The sequence below is a fragment of the Proteus mirabilis ATCC 29906 genome, assembly GCF_000160755.1.
GTDB classification, from domain to species: Bacteria; Pseudomonadota; Gammaproteobacteria; order Enterobacterales; family Enterobacteriaceae; genus Proteus; species Proteus mirabilis.
The window spans coordinates 1-776 of record NZ_GG668597.1; the positions used below are offsets into that span (position 1 = coordinate 1).

A 776-nucleotide genomic window follows, 5' to 3' on the forward strand; every position below is an offset into this window, starting at 1 on the left:
TGCCGACTCACAGCTCTTGTGTGAACGTGATAACGAGGGTGATTGATTCTGTGGTCGGCATATACGAAAAAAGACCGCCTAAGCGATCTTTAAGAAATTTATAACAGATTAAGGTTGAACTTCCTTATCTACTCAGCATCATTTTCTTTAGTTAAACAATAACGCAAATTTTGTCTAATCGCTTCAATTGACCAGATCCAAAAAGCGGTTCCAACAAACTCAGAAATTAATGCTTGATAACCTGCTGTCCAAAGCCAGCCAGACAATCCTAGTAGAGGTACGACTAAACCATGAGCAAAAACAGAAACGCCAATACCAAAACAAATACCGTGTAATAATTTAACCTTTGGCAAGAATTCAGCAATAACACAATATGTCACAGCGATAACTATTGAGAATAATATATGAACACCATTACCGCCCCAATTAATACTATATCCCATCCAATGATAAGTCATAGTATCTATATTTAATCCAAGCTTTTCGAGTAAGACGACTGGCGGGGGTGTCGTTTCAAGTGTTCTCGGGGGAATTAGGTCTTCAAAACCAGATTTAACTAAAGCTGAAAAGATACCCGCTATAATACCAACATATATTGCTATACCAATATGCCTAGAACTTTTTTTCGTTAACTTAAACAAATCAATCATTATATATACTCGCTCTATAAATTGAATATTATGAGTATAGTAGAGATAAGAATACCTGTTTATTATTTTAATTATTAGTTAAACACTGCAGGTTTATTCTTATAGGATAACAATAAATTTCATCTT

The 776-nt window shown here is 34.5% G+C and carries 1 protein-coding gene; it reads right to left on the reverse strand.

The features are described 5' to 3' along the window. Positions 1–128: 128 nt before the first annotated feature. Complete coding sequence (locus tag HMPREF0693_RS18180) at positions 129–650, reverse strand: YagU family protein (protein WP_004247148.1); 522 nt, start codon at positions 648–650, stop codon at positions 129–131. Positions 651–776: the final 126 nt, after the last annotated feature.